The sequence below is a fragment of the Lysobacter enzymogenes genome (genome assembly GCF_017168095.1).
Classification (GTDB): Bacteria; Pseudomonadota; Gammaproteobacteria; order Xanthomonadales; family Xanthomonadaceae; genus Lysobacter; species Lysobacter enzymogenes_D.
This window is the reverse complement of sequence record NZ_LXSD01000323.1, coordinates 1-935: the sequence shown is the minus strand read 5'-3', so window position 1 is coordinate 935 and position 935 is coordinate 1. Positions and strand designations below refer to the sequence as shown.

Annotated in this window: 2 pseudogenes; both read left to right on the top strand. The window is 75.6% G+C overall.

The window, feature by feature from the left end:
- Nucleotides 1-209, top strand: a pseudogene (locus tag A7A76_RS11460) (hypothetical protein); the annotation flags it as partial.
- 375 nt (nucleotides 210-584) lie between these two features.
- Nucleotides 585-935 (top strand): annotated as a pseudogene (locus A7A76_RS11455) (hypothetical protein); the annotation flags it as partial.

Sequence of the window (935 nt, the reverse complement as noted above, 5' to 3'; positions counted from 1 at the left end):
CGCCGGGTTCGGCGGCCGCCGTGGTCGAGCCGGCGGCCGATCAAGGGGCGCGCGGCGCGAACCCGCCCGGTACGGAGCGAAACGAACCCAAGCCGGCGCCGGCCGTCGCGCCGAAACCGGGCGCAGCCAGGCCCGTGGAGCCCAGGTCGGGTGCGTCCGCGCGGCCGTCGGCTTCGGGGGCGGCGACGGATACGCCCAAGCCGCGCTGAGCCGGATCCCGGCGGCGAGCGGGCGAGCAAGCAGGCTGAAGGCCGCCCGGACCCGATTGTGGGAGGGCCTTCAGGCCCGACGCTTTCGTTTCAGGTCGAGCCGTTCCCGGCCGGAAAGCATCTCAGGCAAGGCGATCGGACAGGAAAGCGTCGGGCCTGAAGGCCCTCCCACAAAAAAGCCCTGCCACCGCAAAGGCCCTGCCGCAGCGAAGGCCCTCCCCACACAAAGACCCTGCCACCGCCGGCGCGCCGCGGCGGTCGCGGGCGTGCCGCGGTGACGCCCGCGTCGCCGTTCGAGCCAGCCGGTGGTCCCGTCGCCGGCGGGCGGCATCGGCGGGCGCGGTCCCGGGCCCGGTCCCAGGCCGAATAGGCATAATGCCGGCAATGCCGAAACAGACGCCCCTGCCTTTCCCCGACGCCGCGCCGGCCGATGCCGCGCAGACGCCGGGCGACGCCGCGCCGGCGGCGACGGGTCCCCGCGATCCCGCCACCGCCGCCGACCCTGGCAGGGCCGACGCAACTTCAGCCACATCGAACATGCCTCAAGCGTCCGTTCCCAATACTCCCGATCACCCCGGCCAGGCGCCCGGCCCAAGCGGCGAAGCCGTCCACGAGCAAGCCGCGGGCGGCGATGCCACTGGCGCGCACGCAACAGGCGGCGAAGCCGCTGCGGGCCAGACCGAAGGCAGCGACCCCGCGCGCGCCGCGACCGGCCCGGGCCCCGCC